The 18,160-nt window shown below is 30.0% G+C and carries 17 protein-coding genes and 2 riboswitches; of the genes, 8 read left to right on the top strand and 9 right to left on the bottom strand.

All coding sequences use genetic code 11. From position 1 onward, the window contains the following. Positions 1-179: 179 nt before the first annotated feature. Together C4S76_RS05485 and C4S76_RS05480 are read right to left on the bottom strand one after the other, a co-directional pair. Positions 180-1,283, bottom strand: coding sequence for a YncE family protein (locus tag C4S76_RS05485; RefSeq protein ID WP_105193443.1), 1,104 nt, complete (start codon positions 1,281-1,283; stop codon positions 180-182). A gap of 11 nt (positions 1,284-1,294) precedes the next feature. After that, positions 1,295-3,319: a TonB-dependent receptor gene (locus C4S76_RS05480; protein ID WP_181044066.1), complete on the bottom strand. Its 2,025-nt coding sequence runs from the start codon at positions 3,317-3,319 to the stop codon at positions 1,295-1,297. A gap of 127 nt (positions 3,320-3,446) precedes the next feature. Then, positions 3,447-3,649: riboswitch (cobalamin riboswitch) on the bottom strand. Positions 3,650-3,738: 89 nt separating this feature from the next. On the opposite strand from C4S76_RS05480, the gene C4S76_RS05475 reads away from it, so the two are divergent. The 7 genes from C4S76_RS05475 to msrA all read left to right on the top strand — a co-directional run bounded on the left by C4S76_RS05475 (position 3,739) and on the right by msrA (position 8,035). Beyond that, positions 3,739-4,071 carry a MerR family transcriptional regulator gene (locus tag C4S76_RS05475; RefSeq protein WP_105193440.1) on the top strand — a complete coding sequence of 111 codons (333 nt, stop codon included), beginning with the start codon at positions 3,739-3,741 and terminating at the stop codon, positions 4,069-4,071. Positions 4,072-4,091: 20 nt separating this feature from the next. After that, complete coding sequence (locus tag C4S76_RS05470) at positions 4,092-4,325, top strand: hypothetical protein (protein WP_105193438.1); 234 nt, start codon at positions 4,092-4,094, stop codon at positions 4,323-4,325. A gap of 349 nt (positions 4,326-4,674) precedes the next feature. Beyond that, positions 4,675-5,274 carry a hypothetical protein gene (locus C4S76_RS05465; protein WP_105193436.1) on the top strand — a complete coding sequence of 200 codons (600 nt, stop codon included), beginning with the start codon at positions 4,675-4,677 and terminating at the stop codon, positions 5,272-5,274. Positions 5,275-5,288: 14 nt separating this feature from the next. Next, complete coding sequence (locus C4S76_RS05460) at positions 5,289-5,591, top strand: winged helix-turn-helix domain-containing protein (RefSeq protein ID WP_105193434.1); 303 nt, start codon at positions 5,289-5,291, stop codon at positions 5,589-5,591. Between the two features lie 71 nt (positions 5,592-5,662). After that, the gene (creD, locus tag C4S76_RS05455; protein ID WP_105193432.1) at positions 5,663-7,069 is read left to right on the top strand and encodes a cell envelope integrity protein CreD; all 1,407 of its coding nucleotides are present in this window, start codon (positions 5,663-5,665) and stop codon (positions 7,067-7,069) included. Between the two features lie 101 nt (positions 7,070-7,170). Further along, positions 7,171-7,545: a methionine-R-sulfoxide reductase gene (locus tag C4S76_RS05450; RefSeq protein ID WP_105193430.1), complete on the top strand. Its 375-nt coding sequence runs from the start codon at positions 7,171-7,173 to the stop codon at positions 7,543-7,545. Next, complete coding sequence (msrA, locus tag C4S76_RS05445) at positions 7,538-8,035, top strand: peptide-methionine (S)-S-oxide reductase MsrA (RefSeq protein ID WP_105193428.1); 498 nt, start codon at positions 7,538-7,540, stop codon at positions 8,033-8,035. Before C4S76_RS05450 ends, msrA begins: the two co-directional genes overlap by 8 nt. Positions 8,036-8,146: 111 nt before the next feature. On the opposite strand, the gene C4S76_RS05440 is transcribed toward msrA, so the two are convergent. From C4S76_RS05440 to C4S76_RS05430, 3 genes are all read right to left on the bottom strand, one after another. After that, a complete protein-coding gene (locus C4S76_RS05440; RefSeq protein WP_105193426.1) occupies positions 8,147-9,328 on the bottom strand; it encodes a homoserine dehydrogenase in 1,182 nt (393 codons plus the stop codon). A 25-nt stretch (positions 9,329-9,353) separates the two neighbouring features. Beyond that, entirely contained in the window at positions 9,354-10,490 is a 1,137-nt protein-coding gene (locus C4S76_RS05435) for a trans-sulfuration enzyme family protein (protein ID WP_105193424.1), read from the bottom strand. Positions 10,491-10,650: 160 nt separating this feature from the next. After that, positions 10,651-10,751, bottom strand: a riboswitch (SAM riboswitch). 236 nt (positions 10,752-10,987) lie between these two features. Further along, positions 10,988-11,314 carry a MerR family transcriptional regulator gene (locus tag C4S76_RS05430; RefSeq protein ID WP_105193422.1) on the bottom strand — a complete coding sequence of 109 codons (327 nt, stop codon included), beginning with the start codon at positions 11,312-11,314 and terminating at the stop codon, positions 10,988-10,990. A 123-nt stretch (positions 11,315-11,437) separates the two neighbouring features. Between C4S76_RS05430 and C4S76_RS05425 the strand changes: the two genes are divergently transcribed. Further along, on the top strand, positions 11,438-12,205 hold the full coding sequence (locus C4S76_RS05425) for an SDR family NAD(P)-dependent oxidoreductase (protein ID WP_105193420.1): 768 nt from the start codon (positions 11,438-11,440) through the stop codon (positions 12,203-12,205). Positions 12,206-12,277: 72 nt separating this feature from the next. On the opposite strand, the gene leuS is transcribed toward C4S76_RS05425, so the two are convergent. The 4 genes from leuS to C4S76_RS05405 form a co-directional block, all read right to left on the bottom strand. Beyond that, positions 12,278-15,133 carry a leucine--tRNA ligase gene (gene leuS, locus C4S76_RS05420; RefSeq protein WP_105193418.1) on the bottom strand — a complete coding sequence of 952 codons (2,856 nt, stop codon included), beginning with the start codon at positions 15,131-15,133 and terminating at the stop codon, positions 12,278-12,280. Positions 15,134-15,444: 311 nt separating this feature from the next. Further along, a complete protein-coding gene (locus tag C4S76_RS05415; RefSeq protein WP_105193416.1) occupies positions 15,445-16,080 on the bottom strand; it encodes a DUF6348 family protein in 636 nt (211 codons plus the stop codon). 318 nt (positions 16,081-16,398) lie between these two features. Further along, positions 16,399-17,664, bottom strand: coding sequence for a Y-family DNA polymerase (locus tag C4S76_RS05410; RefSeq protein ID WP_317045838.1), 1,266 nt, complete (start codon positions 17,662-17,664; stop codon positions 16,399-16,401). Beyond that, positions 17,664-18,131 (bottom strand): LexA family protein, encoded by a 468-nt coding sequence (locus C4S76_RS05405; RefSeq protein WP_105193414.1) that lies wholly within the window; start codon positions 18,129-18,131, stop codon positions 17,664-17,666. Before C4S76_RS05405 ends, C4S76_RS05410 begins: the two co-directional genes overlap by 1 nt. Positions 18,132-18,160: the final 29 nt, after the last annotated feature.

Here is an 18,160-nt window from a genome sequence, read left to right as displayed (position 1 = left end):
GAATAATTTATCAAATAAAATATATTCATTTACAGACTTTAATAAAGAACAAATCGGCATCAAATAATAATTGTGAATAACACTTTTAATTTATAATAAAGAAAAAATAATAATTTAGGGAAGTAAATAAAAATCTTCCACAAATAAGTTTGTGGAAGAATAGATACTTAATTTTAAATTTATTTTAAAAATTCAAAATGAGCTGGCATTACACCCGTTGTTTGCGAATTTTTTAAATTACCGTTTTTATCAAACCAAAATATTTTTCCGGGGTTGACGTAATTTGATGCATCTCCTATAAATATATCGCCATTCTCTTTATTAATAACTAAACCATAAGGAGACTCAATTTTATTTTTATCTGCTTCACTAATAAAACTTCCTGAAATTTTTTCTTTGGTAATAATATTGATTTTACCATAAGTACTTTTAGGTTGGTTTGTAGACCAGTCAACGCTATAATAATAAAGTTCATTTCCATAGAAATCAAAATTGCTTACCGGAATATTTATAGTTTTAATTACAGTATCCGTAGATGGATCAATAGCAGAAATACTTCCTGGTATTGTTTTATAATTTCCTAAGGAAGTTATCCATATTACATTATTCTTATCTTTTTTAACTTTGGAAAGATTAGTAGCCACTTCTATTTTTTTTATTTCTTTAAAACTATCGAGATCAATAATAGATACTCTATTATCATAGTTTGTAAGATATCCTCCAGAGTTAGCTACATAGAGTTTATTATTGGCAATCGTAAGCCCTTCCGGTTGATAACCTACAACAACCTTATCTTCCGTATTCTTTATATTTGCAGTGTCAATTCTATAGACATACCCTAATTGTTTAGTGCCAACCATAGGTCCCGCATAAGAAGTGATGTATGCATATTGATTGTGAAAAGTGATATTTCGTCCATTTGCTATACCCTCAATTTTTCCTATATGCTCTCCGGTTTTTAAATTGATAACCTCTACATAATTAGAAGCGTTTACAACAATATATAATCTGTTTCCATAAGCAGCAATATCATTCCCTGTATCTCCTAAACCTGCTTGTTGTGGATTTATTTGAGTAAAAAAAGATAAGGTATATTTGCCGGTATTAAAATTCCAAAAATCTAAAGTAGAATTATTTTGTCCATATACCCCTTCGTTTAAAATATAAATACCGGAAGATTGTTTGTTTATAACTGGAGGAGAATTGTTCCAATCATCATCATCATTACACCCTATTAAGCTAAAGAGTGGTAGTAAAAGAAAAAGTAATTTTTTTAGTTTCATATTATTAATTTTTATATGTTAATTTTAAGTGAAAGCCTGTAATTTCGTCCGGGCATAGGATAGTTTCTTACAATTGCGTATTGTTTATTAAAAATATTATTTATTTCGATTCCTGCTTTTAGGTTCATAATTTTTAAAGAAATATCATGTGTTAATGAGAAATCATGAGTATACCATTCTTTCTCATAATTAGCAGGAATATTAGCCGGCTGGTTATATCTTTCTCCTGTATAAATAAAACTGTAATTCAGATTCCATTTTTTATATAAAATACTTATCAATAAACTTCCACTATTCCATGGTATATATGGAATCTGATTTTTGTAATTATATAGAGTAGGGGAAGATATATCCTGAGCATCTTCATAGGTATATGTTGCTTTTAGATTTAGTAATAGGTTTTTGTATAGTTTGTAGGAGGTTAAGGCCGATATATCGATTCCGCGTATACGAACTTTTCCTAAATTTAACATAGTCCAGCGAAATTGTTGACCTTTAGGATATGCTATAATTTTATCTCTAACTTCGTTATAATAAACATCTGTTTCTAATTCTACCTGATAAAATATCCCAGAGTTAAAATATTTGCTATAATTAATGCCTGCATCATATTGGGTGGTATATTCAGGTCTTAAAAGAGAGTTTCCGAAATCTGTATAATATAAGTCGTTAAATGTAGGCATTCGGAATATTCGCTTATAAAATGCATGAACATCAAAATCTAAAGCTCTGAATGGTTTAAAATAAATAAAAACAGAAGGTGTATATTCCTTTTTGTTTGGAGATGCTTGAGATAAAGAAGTTTTTTTAATTTTTTCCTGAATATAAGTACCTAGCAAACTAGCCTGAAATTTAAATCTAGAAAAATGTAAAGAAGTAGCTGCGGCAATTAGTTCCGAATTTCTATCAGGGAATGCAAAAAAAGGAAGATCTGCATCTAAACTGTTATATTGATAATCTGCTGATAATGAGGCATCCCAAAATGAAAAAAACGAATATTGCTGAACCCATGAAAAATAAAATTCCTTCTGTTTGAAAGTATTGTTTATATATTTGCTTTTAATATCGTTTTGCAGGTAATGTGTATGATCATAGGCATATTTTGCATTAAAAGAAAATTTATATTTAGAAGTAATTTTTTTTTCTAAAGATCCTTGAATAAAAAAATTTCTGTCCCATTGTTTTTCATATCTATGGTATACATTTTTAACAATTGCTCCTGGAATTTGTCTTTCAGAATCATAATAATAAGCTTTGATATTCCATATTCCTTTAGATAATTTACCAAAAAGTCCAGCTTCTGCCCGAAAGGCGTTTATATTTCCATTTTGACGAATTGCTGTGGTATCCCATATGATCGATCCATTACTGGCTCTTTCACTTTGGCGGAATTTGTATTTTCCGTTGGAATTAACATATTCAAAATTTAAAGATGAATTTAGAGATTCAGATAATTTCTGTTCCCAATTAATAGAAGGATTTATTAAATTAAAGGACCCGGAACGGTAGTTCATACTTAAATTTGTTTTCTTCTGTTCTTTAAATTGAGGAATTTTGCTTTTTAAATAAATGCTGCTTGCAGATCCAAAATCTTTTGCAGGTTGGAATATTTCGCTTTTTTGTCCATTGTAAAGAGATATAGATTCTAGATTATCTAATGAAAATTTTCCTAAATCTACGGTCCCATTTTGAGCGTTACCTAGCTGAATACCATCATAAAAAACTCCCACATGTTGACTTCCCATTCCTCTGATATTTACGGTTTTCATTCCACCGACTCCTCCATAATCTTTGAGTTGAACCCCCGAAAAAAATTTAAGCGCATCAGCTACAGATAGGCTGTTTAAAGTTTCCAATTCTTTACCCTCTAATTTTTGATAAGGAATAATTGCATTTTTTTCAATTTTTCCGATAGAAATGACCTCGGGGATTTCAAGTATTTGTGTAGTATCTTTTTTTTCCTGAGAAAATACAATTAAACAAGGAATACAGATACACAGAAATATTAAAAAAATTGTAGAATTGTATTTAGTCATTTGTAAGCCAATCTGTTATAATATTAAGTAATATATTATTAAAGGCTAACATGAAATATAAACAGAAAAAGTAATCTGTAAAAAACTTTTAGATGTTTTAGCTTCATTCCACGAAAGCGTTTAACTTATATCATTTTCAGAATTGGCAGGTTTTCTGACTTACTTCATTTTAAGAAAACCTTCCCAAATATTAAGCTATTCAGTGGTTGTTTTTTTATTCTTAAAACTATTTAGAAGCTTACAGCAGCGGGCCTGTTTTGGATTTTCACCAAATTCCCTATTAAGTTTAATATTTTATATATAAAAAACACCAAAACTCAACAAATATAAAAAAATTATTTAAAAATGTATTTATTTTTCAATTCTTATAAATTTGTTAAATTAGCACATTGCAAAATTTAAAAATATAGATTTGTTGCATGAATATTCAACTTCCAGATAAATTATATTATTCTATAGGAGAAGTATCTAGAGCTTTTAACGTAAATACATCTCTAATTAGGTTCTGGGAAAAAGAATTTGATATAATTTCTCCTAAAAAAAATAAAAAAGGAGATCGTTTTTTTACGCCAAAAGATATAGATAACCTAAAAATTATTTATCATTTAGTTAAAGAAAAAGGTTATACTTTAGAGGGAGCAAGAACGGTTTTACAAACGGAAAAGAATTTAGAAAAAAAAATTGAAATTATAACAAGGCTGCAAGCAGTAAAATCCGAATTATTAAAACTTAAAAATTTACTTGAAGATTAACAATATAAATATAATAATTTATGAAATTACCAAAATTTTTAATGGCAGATAACTCTGATTTTCCTGATGATTTATATGTCGTTCACACCGAGTTTCCTAGGTTTATTTTAAATGTTGAAGAGGAAGAAGTTGAATGGTTTGATGAGTTAGAAGGTGAGGAAGAAGAAATAACTAATGAAGTAAATCATCTTATACAACAAGCATTTGACTTTTGTGATGATGAAATTGATAAATATGAAGAAGAAGAGGAATAATTTATTTTAATATATCCAATCAAAAAGCTGTATCTTATTGATACAGTTTTTTTGTAAATAAAAAATTATATTGCAATTTAATTATTTTACTTTAAATTAATTACACGAAATTTTGTTTTTGTTATAGTATAATCTCATGCTCATATAGATATTTATATAAGAAACAATTGTTTTAATTTCTTATATATTCATATATTATATTAAAAATTATTGTTAGTTATAATAATGATAACTCATTAGAATTCTGTTCTATAAATTTTACATTTTAAAGTTTAATAAATATTTTTCAATATAATTAAAAAAAATATAAAATATAATTTATAACTTTGTTTTTCAAAGTACTTTATATATGAATAGTAATTTAAACCCTTTAGAAAGTATTCAGGAGATTAGAACTTATATTAAGAAATCTTCTCAATTTTTAAGTATGAGTGGCTGGAGCGGGATTTGGATAGGTTCATGTGGCCTAATATCTGGTTTTATTGCTATTTATTTAGTAAAAACAACTTTCATTCCGCCATCCAAATCTAGTTCTTATAATGTTTTATTATATTTAGCATTGATCACCTTATTTTTAGCCGTTATCGGAGGAATTTATTTTTCAATAAGAAAAGTTATAAGAAAGGGAGAAAAACTAATAAACCATGTATTTAAAAGAATGTTTATAAATTTTTCTATACCCTTGTTTACTGGTGGGATGGCTTCTATTGCTCTTATAAATTATAATTGTACAATTTTAATACCTTCAGCTACTTTAATTTTTTATGGATTGTCTTTATTTACAGTATCTAGAGATACTTTAGATGAAGTAAGAATAGTCGGAATATTAGAAATAATGTTGGGTATATTATCCACTTTTTTCATCACTTATTCTTTAATATTTTGGATTATAGGTTTTGGGGTATTACATATAATTTATGGTATAATTTTGTGGAAAAAATATGATTGAAAAGAAAATATATAATGGAGCCTATTAATATAAATAGTTTAAATAAAATATTTGATAATCGTATTCGTGTTGGAATTATGAGTATACTTTCAGTAAATTCAGTCTTGGCATTTAATGATTTGAAAGAATTATTACAATTAACAGATGGAAATTTGGCCTCTCATTTGAAAAACTTAGAAGAAAATGAATATATATCTGTAAAAAAAGGATTTATAGGAAGGAAACCTCATACAACTTATAGTGCAACAAGTAAAGGTAAAGAAGCTTTTCTCAAACATTTAGATGCATTAGAAAAAATAATAAAAAAAATGAAATAATTTTTTTTGACTAAATACTTTGTAATTCAAAGTACTTTTATATATAATATTTAAAATTAATACTTATAACCATGGAAAATCAAAATCAACCAGAAGATCAAAAATTACAAACCAAAAATGAATTATTTGCTAATAAGAATTCAGAAACTAAAAAGACATTACAAAAAAAGAAACAAAAAATAAATGAAAATATATTGGTTAAAGGACTTATTGTTATAGTACTTATTTTAATCATGCTTATTCCTACTCCTTTTATACTCAATTTAATAAAAGAAAGAAAAGAAAGAAAAGAAATAGTAATAAATGAAGTAGGAGCAAAATTTGGCACAGAGCAAACGTTATATGGCCCATTTATAAAAGTTCCCTATAAAATTATAGACCCCGATAAAAAGATAAAAATAGATTATGTGTATCTTTCTCCTAATAAATTATCTATTATGGGTAATTTAGATGCATTGCCAAAATATAGAGGAATTTTTGATGTTATGCTTTACCAAGCGAAAATGAATATAAGTGCCGATTTTAATTATAAAAATTTAATAGAAGCAGACAATGATATAAATTATGAATGGGAAAAAGCAAAAATAGTATTTGGAATAAGTGACAGCAACGGATTGAATGAAAATTTGAATTTTATTATAAAAGGGAAAACATATTTAGCAGAAGTAGATGGCACTATAGATACTGGTGAAAAAATATCTTCAAAAGATTCAGAAGAGCCGATTCAAATTAAATGGATTGACGAATTTGCAGTTCCGGTAAATCTTGCAGATACTAATAATATTAAAATTGAGATACCTCTATCTGTAAAAGGAATGAACTCTCTGAATTTTTTACCTATCTCTAAAAATACAAAAATTAGTTTACAAACAGATATTAAAGATTTAAAATTTGATGGAAACGAATCTCCCATAGTAAAAAATATAAATAATAAAACTAAAAAAATAGAATGGACAGTTCCGGCTCGGAAATCAGAAGAAATTTTAAAAAGTACAAATAATCTTCAAAAAGCTAAGTTTTGGGTACAAATTATACAGCCTAATGATGAATATGGCAAAACAAATCGAGTAGCTAAATATTCAATACTCTTTATAGGATTAACCTTTGTAACCTTTTTCTTTATAGAAATTATTAATAAATTAAAAATACATCCTATACAATATATATTGGTAGGATTGGCCCTAACTGTATTTTATCTTTTGCTTCTTTCACTTTCAGAATATATAGGATTTAATAAATCTTACATTATTTCAGCAACAGCTACTGAATTGTTAATTTGTTGGTTTATAAAAGGAATTGTGAAAAATACAAAAATAATGGGAGGCGTTTTTATAGTGCTAACTTTATTGTATGGCTATATATTTATAATTATTCAATTAGATGAATTAGCTTTATTGGCAGGAAGTATAGGGCTCTTCATTATTATTGGTTTATTAATGTATTTTTCACGAAAAATAGAAATAAAAATAGTTGAATGACAGATATTTAAACAAACAAGATCTAAAAGCTATCCATTAACGGATAGCTTTTTTGGTTTAAATTTTGCAATTACATTAATCACATAAAAAGTTTTAATAAAATGAAAAAAGAATATAATATTTTAACTCCTGAAGAAGAAGCGGTTATATTACATAAAGGAACAGAATATCCTTTTACAGGAGAATATTTAAACAATAAGAGGAAAGGTACTTACGTATGCAGACGCTGTGGAACACCTTTATACAGATCTTCAGATAAATTTGATTCTCATTGTGGTTGGCCTTCTTTTGATGATGAAATACCCGGAGCTATAAAAAGAGTTTTAGATGCAGACGGACATAGAATAGAAATCGTTTGTAATAATTGTGGGGCTCATTTAGGGCATGTTTTTGAAGGTGAGAGACTTACTCCTAAAAATACACGCCACTGTGTGAATTCTATTTCTTTAAAATTTATTCCTGAAACAGATGAGTAACAACCTAAAAAAAGCATATTTTGCTTCCGGATGTTTTTGGGGAACAGAATATTATTTTATGAAAGCTTCTGGAGTGGTTCATACAGCAGTAGGATTTATGGGAGGATATGTAGATAACCCCACTTATGAACAAGTATGTAAAAAAAATACTGGGCATTTGGAGACGACGGAAGTTTCTTATGATCCTTATAATAAGACTTCTTATGAAGAATTAGTAAAATTATTTTTCGAAACCCATGATTTTACTCAAACCAATGGTCAAGGTCCAGATATTGGTCCACAATATCTTTCATGTATATTTTATTCAGATGAAAAGGAAAAAGAAATTGCAGAAAAATATATAAATATATTACTTAATAGAGGTTATAAAGTAGCAACTTTGTTAAAGCCGGCCAGTACGTTTTGGAAAGCAGAAGAATATCATCAACAATATTATGAACATAAAGGAAGCCTACCATATTGTCATAGATATAAGAAAATATTTGATTAATAAAGTAGGCGATATCTCTAATCTTTTTGTAAGAGAAGAAGCGAAGTATATTTAAATATTTCGCTTCTTTACTTCATTTATGGATAATTAAAAGAAATACTATTTCAAAAATTAACTTATAAAAATTATATTAATATTTTTATTTTTAATCCATTGAGATTTTGATAAAGTTTCAAGATTAATACTACCTATAAAATAGTTACCATAAGGACTGGTAAATTTTTCTTCAATAGAACTAAAGTCTTCAAAATTTGAGAAAGTATCATTATATCTTACATATACTTTATAAGTGCCATTATTAACAAGCTTCAGATTTTTATCAACATGTTTATATTTTTTATTTTCATATTTATAATCATAAGTTAAGGCAGATATATCTGATAAAACTGCAGAACCAGTAGGCTTATCACCAGCTCCTTTTCCTATCATAAGTTGATTTTCAGAAAAAGCACTCTCCAAAACCACTCCATTATATTCATATTTCACATGCGCCAAAGGATCTTCCTTTTCTATAAAAGTAGGAGCACAAAAGCCGGTTATTTCATTACCGTTTTTATTACATTTGGCTATTAATTTGATAGCATAATTCCTTTGTTGGGCAAAATTAAGATCAAAATCACTAATTCTGGAAATACCAAAATTGAAAATATCTTTGGGTTGAGTTATAAGTCCAAAAGCATGAAAAAGTATTATACATAATTTATATTTAGGATCAATTCCCTCAACATCCAATGTTGGATCAGATTCTGCAAATCCCTTTTCTTGGGCTTCTTTTAAAACAACCGGATAAGATACATGATCATTTATCATTTTAGTAAGAATGAAATTAGTTGATCCATTAAAAATACCGGATACAGAGGTTAATAAATCATTATCATAATATTCTTCAAGATTTCTTATGATGGGGATACTGGCACATACTGAGGCTTCATATAAAAAAGGAACCTTATAGGTTTGTTCCAGTTTTAATAACTCTGGCAGACGTTCCGCTATCATCTTTTTATTTGCTGAAACTACCGCTTTTCCGTTTTTCATAGCTTTAGAAACTATTTCAAAAGCAGCTTCAGCATCATCAATTAATTCTACAATCACATTAATTTCAGGGTCTAAAAGTAATTCTTTCTTATCGGTTGTAAAATATCTTTTATTTATTGGTCTGGGTTTATCGGCATGTTTAATACATATTTTTTTGATATTGGCTTCCACACTTCCGGCTTCTTCCAAAACTTTATATAAACCGGTACCCACACAACCAAAACCGAAAATGCCCAGTTTTAATCTTTTTTTTGTCATAATCTATAATTAGAACCTAAGTTTTTTAAGATAAGGCTTGTTTTAAATCTTCCAGTAAATCTTCTATATCTTCTATACCTACAGATAAACGAATAAGAGAATCTTGTATTCCTGAGGCTTTTCGCACTTCTATAGGGGTAGATTTATGAGTCATACTTACAGGGTGGCTTACTAAACTTCTTACATCACCTAAATTTTCCGCCAAAAGAAATATTTTTGTACGAGTTAAAAAATCTGTAGCAGCAGCAATAGTATCATCTTTCAAACTAAATGAAACCATACCTCCGAATGCTTTTTGTTGCTTTGCTGCAATTTCATGATTTTTATGTCCTTTTAAGCCCGGATAATATACTTTATCTACTTTAGGATGATTAACCAGAAATTCTGCTACTTTTAGCCCATTTTCAGAATGTTTTTTCATTCTTAAAGGAAGTGTTTGTATTCCCCTTAGGGTAAGCCAACTATCAAAAGGCGACAAAACTCCTCCGGTTGTGTTTTGTATATATTTTAGTTCTTCAGCTAGTTTGGGATCTTTTACAACTAGAAAACCACTTAAAACATCTCCATGTCCGGATAAATATTTGGTACCGCTGTGTACCACTATATCCGCACCTAATTCTATAGGGTTTTGGAGTACAGGAGATAAAAATGTATTATCTACTATCAGCAAAGCACCTACACTTTTTGCTAGTTTTGAAATTTCGGCAATATCTGAAATTTTTAAAGTCGGATTTGTAGGAGATTCCAACCATATAAAGCGGGTTTTAGAAGAAATCGCATTTTTAACATTTTCAATATCTGTAGTATCAATAAATTTAGAAGTGATTCCCAAACGATTATATATAGTAGTTAATACTCTGTAAGTACCCCCATAAACATCGTTTACAGCTACTACTTCATCTCCTTGTTTTAATAATTTCAACACGCAATCTGTTGCAGCTAATCCCGAGGCAAAAGCAAACCCGTTAGTACCCATTTCCAATTCAGCAATAGCCTCTTCTACTACTTTCCGAGTGGGGTTTCCGGTACGTGTATAAGCAAAACCTTTATTTACATCGGGTGCTTCCTGTACATAAGAAGATGTTTGGTAAATAGGAGTAGAGATTGCTCCCGTTAATTCATCTGGTTTAGAAATGTGTACAATTTTTGTTTCTAATTTCATGATGTGGTTGTTTTTTACAATTAATAAATTAAATTCATTAATCACAACAAAACAACTTATACAAGATTTTCCTATTTTTTTCAGAAGAAGCTAAAAAAAGCTTCTTCCGATAGGTCGAAAGAAGCTTAATATATTTAAATCGGGTTATAAAGCTATTCTCGACTTATCTTTCCCATAATGGGGTTGGATGCAGCACCTTCTCATATAAGAGGGTTGCTAAGGTATCATTGGGCCAATTCCCTCCACCTTTCTTGATAAGTAATTTTATTAATGATCCAGTTAATATGCAAATATAGATTTATTTTTTGAAATTTCAATAAAAAATAAGAGATAATATTATTATAGTTTTTTAAAAATAATTTAAATCTGCATTATTAACAAGGATATGAGTGCACAAACAAACTAACAAACTAACATAATAAAGCTTATGAACACTTAAAGCATCTATCTAAAGAATTTATCTATTGATAGAATTGGAAAATGAAAAGGATAATATTTTATTTTTCATCAGATTCTTCATCAAAATTCAGCTTTTTCAAAGCGCTTTCAATCATTTGCATTCTGCTTTCCAGTTTTTTAGCTGAAGCATCTAAAGTATATCCTTCTTCTAATAATTCTTTAATAAGTAATATTTTTTTGATGTTTTCATAATTATATCTCCTGTTTTTTCCTTCTTCTTCTGTAAGGCTTTTTATTATTCCTTTGTCTTCCCAATACCTGATTTGACGACAAGGGATTCCGGTTATTTGAGAAACCTCTCCAATACCTATAATTAATTTCTCTAAAAACTTAAAATCAAAAGAAAGATTTTTATTATCACTCATTTTGTAAATAATTTACAAATAATGTTGTAAATATAAAAAATAGTTTATTTCTTTGCAATTGTAGATTATTTACATTTTTTGTAAATAAATTAATATTATTAACCAAAAATTAAAATTTATAAGATGTTTACAAACAAAAATGTTATTATAACCGGCGGTACAGATGGTATAGGTTTAGGAATCGCTCATGCATTTGCCAGACAAAAGGCACATGTGGTTTTAATAGCCAGAGATATCCAGAAATTACAGAAAGTAAAAGAAGAACTAACTATTTATAATTCTCCGGTATCGGTGCTTTCGGCTGATTTATCTTTAATTAAAGAAATACCCGATTTAAGTATATCTATTTTAGGACAGGTTTCGGGAGTAGATGTTTTAGTAAATAATGCAGGAATCGGTCGTTTTATTTCTTTTGAGGAAACAACAGAAGATTTATTAGATATGCATATTAACCTTAATGTTAAAGCCCCTTATTTACTAACGCAAAGTTTGTATAAATCACTAAAAGAACGTAGGGGAAATGTCATAAATATATCTTCTTATTTTTCTCATCGTATGCTTCCCGGTCGGGAATCTACGGCTTATTCACTTACTAAAGGAGGATTAGATTCTTTTACCAAATCATTAGCATTTGAAGCTGGTAAACAAGGGGTAAGGGTAAATGCTATAGCCCCCGGAAGTGTAGATACCCCTCAGCTACGATATAATATAGAACAACTCCCGGAGCAGGGACGGTCACGTTTTTATGATATGATACAAACGATTTATCCGATGGGAAAAATTGGTTCTATAGAAGATATAGGAAATGCTGCTGTTTTTTTGGCATCAGAACAGGCTAAATGGATTACAGGAACTGTTTTATCCGTAGATGGAGGGCTTACAACCAATTAATAGTTAAAGGTATAATTGAATAGGTTATAGATGATAAAATTCCAATCCTTAAGGATTGGAATTTTATCATGTTTAAATAACAATATTGATAATCCGTTTAGGTACAACAATTATTTTTTTAGGAGTTTTACCTTCCAGGTAATTAGGCGTTTTTTCGTGAGCCATTACTGCTTCTTCTACTTCTTTAGGAGTGGCAGATGCAGGCATTTCTATTTTAAAACGTACTTTACCATTGAAACTTACCGGATATTCAAAGCTGTCTGAAACCAGATATTCCGCATGAAATTCAGGGAAAGGAATTTTTTCTATACTTTCCGTATGTCCTAATTTTTCCCAGAGCTCTTCTGCTATATGCGGAGCATAAGGAGAAAGTAAAACAATCAGAGGTTCCAGGATTTCCCTTTTATCGGTTTTTAGTTTAGCCAGTTCATTTACAGCAATCATAAAAGAACTTATGGAAGTGTTAAAAGAAAAGTTCTGAATATCTTCAGTAACTTTTTTAATTAATTGATGCAAGGTTTTCAGTTCTTCCTTAGTCGCTTTTTCTTCAGACACAGAAAAAGCTTCATTTTCTCCGCTAAAATATAATCGCCATAGTTTTTTCAGGAAACTGTGTACTCCGGTTAATCCCTGTGTATTCCAAGGCTTAGCCTGATCTATAGGACCTAAAAACATTTCATACATACGAAGAGTATCTGCTCCGTATTCCTCACATACATCATCTGGATTAATTACATTGTAATAGGATTTAGACATTTTTTCTATTTCCCTTCCTGAAATATATTTTCCCTCTTCCAGAATAAACTCAGCGTCTTTAAATTCTTCTCTCCATTGGCGTAATTTCTCTATATCCACTTCATCCGTAACACCTTTTAATAGTTTGATGGAAATACGAATAGGAGTAATCTCTAGATCATTTCTTATTAAATTATAGGAAATAAAGTTTTGTGAACCGTTAATTCTGTAAATATAAGCAGTTTGACCTAAAATCATTCCTTGATTAATCAGTTTTTGAAAGGGCTCTTCACGGTTTATATACCCGTAGTCTTTTAGGAATTTATTCCAGAAACGGGAATATAATAAATGTCCGGTAGCGTGTTCACTTCCTCCAATATATAGGTCAACATTTTCCCAGTATTTCACTTGGGTATCATCTGCAAACCGGGTATTATTTTTTGGATCAGTATAACGGAGATAATACCAGGAACTTCCGGCCCATCCCGGCATAGTGTTTAGTTCCAAAGGAAATACGGTTTGATCATCTATTAAATCTTTACTAACTATTTTTTGTTCCTTTTCATTCCACGCCCATTCTTTGGCTCTACCCAAAGGAGGCTCTCCATCTTCAGTAGGCAAGTATTTTTCTACTTTTGGAAGAATTAATGGTAAAGAAGATTCCGGTAGGGTATATGGGATATTATTTTTATAGTAGATAGGAATGGGTTCTCCCCAATATCGTTGACGGGAGAAAACGGCATCTCGTAACCGGTAGTTTATAGTTCCTTTTCCTATATTTTGGGTTTCCACTTCAGAAATAATCTTTTCCTGAGCTTCTTTTACCGACAATCCTTCAATAATTCCTGAATTTATACAAATCCCTTCTTTGGTAACATAAGCTTCGTTTTGTACATTTTCACCTCCTTGTATCACTTCTTTAATAGATAGGCTAAAATAAGAAGCAAAGCGATGATCTCGTTCATCATGGGCAGGAACCGCCATTATAGCTCCAGTGCCATATCCCATTAAAACATAATCGGCAATATATACCGGAATTTTTTCTTTAGAAAAAGGATTTATAGCATAGGCCCCGGTAAATTGTCCGGATACGGTTTTAGCATCAGCCATACGGTCACGTTCAGATCTTTTACTGCTATCTTCTTTATATTGGTTTACTTTCTCTATATATTCTCCTGTAGTTATTTCGTCTACTAATGGATGTTCAGGAGCCAATACCATAAATGTTACTCCATAAATAGTATCAGGACGAGTAGTAAATACTTTAATGGTAATGTTGGAGTTAGACAGTGAAAAATCTATTTCAGCGCCTTTGGATTTTCCAATCCAGTTCCGTTGGCTTTCTTTTATAGCTTCGCTCCAATCTATAGTCTCTAACCCCTGTAACAATCTTTCTGCATAGGCCGTAATACGCATAGACCATTGCATCATTTTTTGTTGATAAACCGGATGGCCTCCTCTTTCAGATACTCCGTTTACCACCTCGTCGTTGGCTAATACGGTGCCTAAAGCCGGACACCAATTTACTGTAGTTTCAGCCCGGTAAGTAAGGCGGTAATTAAGTAAAATTTCTTGTTTTTTTTCTTCGGTGAGTCCGTTCCAGTCATCAGCACTAAAAATTTCTTTTTGGGAAGTGGCTGCATGAATGTTGGAATTTCCTTCTTTTTGAAATATCTCTACTAATTCAGAGATAGGATATGCTTGTTGTTTATCATTATTATAATAGGAATGATAAAGCTGGATAAATAACCATTGGGTCCAATGATAAAAATCCGGGTTGGAAGTACGGACTTCACGGTTCCAATCATAAGAAAAGCCTAATTTTTTTAATTGATTTTCATAGCCGGCAATTGCATTACCCTGTTTGTCGATTCCTCCTTCAATATTTACCTGGGTAGTGGTAGCCGGATGCTGACCGGTTTGTATGGCATATTGTTCAGCGGGTAACCCGAAACTATCATATCCCATAGGATGTAAAACATTAAAACCTTGGTGGCGTTTAAATCTAGCATAAATATCAGAAGCAATATAGCCGAGTGGATGCCCTACATGAAGCCCTGCCCCTGAAGGATAAGGGAACATATCCAGTACGTAATATTTAGGTTTTGAAGTATCGGTTGATGCAGCAAAAGTTTGTTGGTCTTCCCATATTTTTTGCCATTTTTTTTCAATTTCCTGAAAATTATATTGCATGATATAAATGGTATATTTTAATTTGCAAATATAAGGCTTTATTAAAATATGAAAGTTTTATGTAAAATAGCAAGAACCTATAGACTTTTTTCAAATTTATTTTTATTTGATTTATAGTATTAATAAATTCTAAAATAATTAGTTTTTATATATAAAGAATTAAGTTATTTACGGGTTAATGCCAAAGTATTATGTTATATACACCCATTAAAAAATTTGTCCTATAATGGGGGTATTTACTAAAATAATCAAAATAAAGCAGTTATCAATGTAGATTTTTTTGCATATTCTAGCTTTATTAAAATTTTATTTTATTTTTTTTGCAGAATTATAAAATTTCGTAAACTATAAAATTTATCTGATTTTTCCCAATCTAAATTTTCTATTTTTTTTTCTAAAGTTTTCAAAGGCTCATTGTTAATAAGGGCTTCTGTCATATTATCTTTTTTATTTAGGTTGGCATAGTAAAAACGAAACCAGTATAAATTTTCAGTTAGTTTTTCATTTTTTATTCCTTCTTCAAGGGAAGGAAATAGAGAGATAGGTATATTAAAATCTCCCTTGCATCCAAAATTTCCAATAAATGCTTTCCAAAGTTTCCCATTAATTTCCCATTCTTCTATACCTATTTGCTCATTTTCTTCTATCTGCCAGAAAGCTGAAAGTAACACAGGTAATGAATTCATTGAAAAATTGTGAAATGCATTTTGAGTGGCGCTCAATTCATCTTTTCCAATTCCTGTAAAACTTTCTCCAATCACATTTTTATTTTCAAGCAATATGCGAATATCTAAACGGAGACTGATTCCATTTTCATGTATTTTTAAGTTTTGGATAGAGGCATGTAAGGCCGGAAGTTGTTCATTAACCAAAATCCAGTCTTTATATTCTAAAGCTTTTAAATCGTATGCTTGTAATAAATTGAATAAAATTTCCTGAGCAGTCATTAGTATGGGTGATTTAGGAGTTTACAAAAGTAGTAAAAAATAGTAGTTTATTTTACATGTAGTAATTTAAATCAAAATGGGTTTAGTACCATAAAATTCTGGTTAATCTTTACTTTTGTTAACTTAGGTAATATTATTTTATTTAAAATTATTAATCTTTTTATAGAGAGTAGTAGTAATTTCTGTATATATACCACTTTTTTACTTATAAAATTTTTTACATAATGGAAAGAAAATAAGATAATTTATTAATAATAATTTATAAGGAATCTTCATGTTATTAGGAAGTTTATGTTTTCCTTGATTTATCCGGTGAATTTATACTTTTACACAAATAATATCTTTTATATGGGTAGAAAAACGTTTAGAAAGGAAAGACTGTTTCATCTTCCAAGTTGTTTTTAGATCCTGGCAACCTAATTTTACTTTATCATTAAAGTATTTACGGTTTAGTATATCCATAGCTTGCATAATGGGCCTGTGCTTTAAAAAAGTATCTTCTTCAAATAAGGAGGTTTGTCTTTCAGTTTCCGGTATAATTCCCGAAACAATAACCCCTGCTTTTTTGTAGTAATAGCCTTTGCGGTATATTTGATTTAATACTTTATGAGCAGCCTTAACCAGTTCAATAGAAGAATTAGAAGGAGTAGGCAGAGTGTAGGTAAACGACGGATGATATTGCGAAAGATCATTGCGGAAGTAATTTGTATGAAGAAATACGGTTACCCAATTACAACAGCTTTGTTGTGCGCGTAGCCGTTCTGCGCATTTTATTGCAAAAGTTGCTATCCTTTCTTTAAGCGAATCTATACTATTTGTTTTAACATCCAACGTGCGGGTAGTAGCTATACTTTTCTTTTTTGACGGCATTTTTAGTTCTAATTGGGGAATTCCTTTTAATTCCCTAATTAAACGAATACCTATTACTCCCATTTCCTGACGTATGTAGGAATCGGGTAGATGAATCAGCTCCCATGCCTTTACAATTCCTTTTTCCTTGAATCGTTTGTTTAGTCTTCTTCCTATTCCCCATATATCTTTAATATCGAGCCATTTTAGGGCCTTTTCTATTTTTTCCTGAGAATCTAGCCAATAAACGGATTTTGTTTGCTCAGGATATTTTTTGGCTATTTTATTAGCAACTTTTGCTAATGTTTGAGTAGGGGCAATTCCTACCGAGGTAGGGATACCCACGCCTTTAAGAATATAGTTTCTCATTTCCAGACAGTGAGATTGCAAATCGTAATTTTCAAAACCTCTGAAATTTAGAAAAGATTCGTCAATAGAGTAAATTTCAACTTCATGGCTATAACGTTTAACTATATTCATTACCCGGTTGGATAAGTCTCCATACAAAACAAAATTTGCAGAGAAAACATATACATGGTTTTCTTTAAATTGTTTTTCGTATTGAAATGCCGGAGCTCCCATAGGAATCCCCAAAGCTTTTGCTTCATTAGATCTGGCTATTACGCAACCGTCATTGTTAGATAGTACACAAATAGGCATATTTCTAAGTGAAGGATTGAAAACTCTTTCACAGGAGGCATAAAAATTATTACAATCAATCAATGCAAACATCATTAAATAAATTTTATGATATTGTAGGTCAAGATTCCCCAGATAATGAAATCATTGTCAGGAGTAACATAGATTGGGGGGTAGTCCTTGTTTTCAGAAAGTAATATAATCTCTTTTACTTTACCTTTTTCTTGAATTACTTTAAGTCTTTTTAAGGTAAACTCTCCGTCTATATAACATACTGCAATATTCCCGTTATGGGGTTCTAAGGCTTTATCAATGATCATTAAATCACCATCAAAAATTCCTATGTCCTTCATAGAATCACCATTTACACGAGCCAGAAATGTGGTTTCCGGATCTCTGATTAACTCTTCATTCAGATCAATACGTTCAGCCGGAAAATCTGAGGCAGGAGAAGGAAATCCGGCTTTTATTCCGCCTTCAAAATAGGAAAGAGGTTGTTTAATAGATATATCTAGACTAAAAATATCTAAATTTTTTCCTTTATGTATCGTTTGGATTTTCATGTGTCAAAAAATAAGAACGAGACTTTTTT

The organism is Apibacter adventoris (assembly GCF_002964965.1).
Taxonomy (GTDB): domain Bacteria; phylum Bacteroidota; class Bacteroidia; order Flavobacteriales; family Weeksellaceae; genus Apibacter; species Apibacter adventoris.
Note: the sequence above shows the minus strand (reverse complement) of the source record. Positions and strands in the feature narration are given on the sequence as shown.